A 2,784-nucleotide genomic window follows, 5' to 3' on the forward strand; every position below is an offset into this window, starting at 1 on the left:
CCTCCGTGTGGCTTTCAACACCACGATTTTGGCACATTGCGATGCCGTCTGGGGAGGGCGGCAACCATCCCATCTGTGTTTATTCTCCGGACCGAAGCTGCCAAGGAGTGCCGGTCTTGATGATCGCGTTTGCGATTGTGACCAGCCTACGTGCGATTGCGATAATGACAAGTTTGTGGGACTTCCCGCGCTCTTTGAGACGTTTTGCGACTGGCTTGAGAACTGGATTGTGGTTGGCGGCGGCGAGCGCAGCTTGGTACAGCACGTGCCGTAAAGATCGTCGTCCGCCCGCAATCGGTCTCCTGCCTCGCATCGCCCCGCTGTCATGAGGAACCGGCGCCAGGCCGGTCATGGCGGCGGCTTCGCCTGACGTCATCCGGCCCAATTCGGGCAATTCGGCAATCAGCATCGCAGCCGAGACCGGACCAATTCCCGGTATTGATCGCAGTAGGTTCGCCCTGGCGGCAAAAGTTTCCACTTGCGCGATGACGTCTTCGATCCGCCGTTCGATGTCATCGATCTGAGGATCGAGCACCTCTTTAAGTTCATTGTCCATGGTCTCGACGTCGGTAGAAACACCCTGCTTCCTGCGCGCGCCAATCTGGGCTTCGAGCCGCTTGCGCATCTCGACAAGTTGCCCCCTCCGCATCGTCAAGGGTCTGAGAATACGTAGATTCTCATCTGGCAGTTCTCGCCCGGCCTCCGGTCTGAATGCCATGAACCGGGCGATGAGTTCGGCATCGATCCGATCGGTCTTCGCCAGCGTGCCCCGGGAAAGCGCGAACGCCTTGATTTGTGCCGGAGACAGCTGGACGGCGATAATCCCTGCACCGACAAGTTCCATCCAGAGCACCCATTCATGACCACCCGTAGCCTCAAACCCCACTTTCACGGGGCCGGAGAGCTGCTGGATCATCGCGACCAACGCAACGTGGCCATTCGCCGTGTTGGGAAGCCGGAACCGCTTTTGGCTGGGAAGGCAGAATCCGTCCAGCCAGTCGCGCGATACATCTATCCCAAGGATGGTGGTCTCAGATATCATGTCACTCTCTCTTCCTTATGTTTCGCGGTCCCGCAAATCGGGCCGCCGTCAGCTGTTCGAGACGGTGAAGAGAGGCAGGATCAGCCTGCTAGATGACGTGGTCATGCCACAAGGTGTTTAGCGCTGTATCCAACCCCGTCGCCGGTCCGGGCCGGGACCGGCGACGGGGAAGCTATATCAGGGCCGAGACACATAAGGTGTATGGTCGGCAACGTTGTCAATCGACCTTTCATTGCGGTTCCCCGTCAAGCCTGCTTCTCAGTCCGTGCCGGGGTCATGATCCTTTTCGAGGTCATGGTCTCATGTTGCTGTTCGGGTCGGGTGCCTTCAGCGTACGCGACGCAGGTGCCCTGCGGGCCTGCAGCCGATTGAGCGAGGTCACCGCAATCACCGTCCCGGCGGGACATCACAGGTCTGATGTCAGGCCTGCGATCTCAGGGTTGGGTCATGCATCGGTTATGCTGGCAGATCGTTCCCCATTCGAAGACCGTCCCATCTACCCAGATGCAGTGGAGGATCACGGCCAGCTTCCGGGCGACGGCGACCTGCGCCTTTTCATGCCGTTGCGCTTGCCAACGCGCAAGGCCCCATGCTTTCAGAGCGCAGCATCTCTTTGTTCGGTGCTACGAGACGCTGGCCGCCTCGAACAGATAGGTCCGTAGCAGCCGGTCGCCCCATCGCGACCGCGACCGTTAGTGTCGGTTTCGCCGGATTGCTTGCGGCGCGGGGACAGGCCGAGGTAGGCGCCAACCGCCGCCGCGCTTCGGAACCGCGAGGGATCATCGATCGTATGGCGGCACGTGAACGCCGTCACCACGCCGATGCCCGGGACCGTGAAAAGCCGCCCGGTGGTTTCGTCTTCCCGGGCAAGCTGGCGGGCTCGATGATCGAGCTCGTCCAATTCGCCACAGACATGTGCATGGACGGAAATAAGCGGCAGCAACACCGGCCACAGGATATGTCCTTCACCCGACAGATCTTCCCCTCGGCGCCGGAACTGCCCGCCGATCGAGCGGGAAAGATCAGGCCGCACTCCTTCAACATGGTACGTAGCTGGTTCTCAAGGTCGCGCCGAATCCGCACCAGGCGTGACCGAGTGATCCCGAACGATCTGGCGCGCTCGCTGGCCTCGCTCTTTACCGCGACCTCGCGATACCAGCCGATCCGGACCAACTCAGCGAGACCGCGTGCATCATTCCCGTCGCTCTTGTTCATCCGCACCGAGAGCGCAGCAGGGGCGTGGCGGGCGTCGATGCAGGCCACGGGCAGGCCAATCCGCCGGAGGTCGTGCCACAGCCAGCTCGACATGGCACTAGTCTCCAGCCAATGCGTTCAGCACGCGATGCCTTCTTGCCCAACAACGCAGCCAAGGCGCCGGGGTCGGAGGCGAAGCGACCTTGATAGAAGGGCCGGCCAGCCTCGTCTACGACACAGACGGAAGTCTCCCTTTGCGATACGTCCAGCCCAACATACTGCTTCATGGCTGTCTCCTCCATTGGCGTTTGATCTCGTCTATTGTCGCGATGCCGCTGGTCATAGGAAGAACCGGTAGCAATTACATCATCATCCCAAACTCTCCCCCGGATAGGCGTGGAACATCTGCTCTGACTCAGATTGTGTGATGTTTTGCGCCTTAATCTCTACATTTGGCTTGGATGCTGAAGGGGTCATCCCCCCGTTTTTACGGGGGCTTGGTCGTAGAATTTACGCGGCCATGCTCAGTTTCTGGGCGGGCGTCATCC

Annotated in this window: 3 protein-coding genes; all 3 read right to left on the reverse strand. The window is 60.3% G+C overall.

All coding sequences use genetic code 11. From position 1 onward, the window contains the following. Window positions 1-79: 79 nt before the first annotated feature. Window positions 80-1,042, reverse strand: a complete 963-nt coding sequence (locus Q4543_RS24070; RefSeq protein WP_303442631.1) for an IS110 family transposase — start codon at window positions 1,040-1,042, stop codon at window positions 80-82. Between the two features lie 595 nt (window positions 1,043-1,637). After that, on the reverse strand, window positions 1,638-1,859 hold the full coding sequence (locus Q4543_RS24750) for a transposase (RefSeq protein WP_368502197.1): 222 nt from the start codon (window positions 1,857-1,859) through the stop codon (window positions 1,638-1,640). Then, window positions 1,853-2,350, reverse strand: coding sequence for a transposase (locus tag Q4543_RS24075; RefSeq protein ID WP_303442633.1), 498 nt, complete (start codon window positions 2,348-2,350; stop codon window positions 1,853-1,855). The genes Q4543_RS24750 and Q4543_RS24075 overlap by 7 nt, the downstream gene beginning before the upstream one ends. Window positions 2,351-2,784 lie beyond the last annotated feature (434 nt).

This window comes from Salipiger sp. 1_MG-2023 (assembly GCF_030547555.1).
Taxonomy (GTDB): Bacteria; Pseudomonadota; Alphaproteobacteria; order Rhodobacterales; family Rhodobacteraceae; genus Salipiger.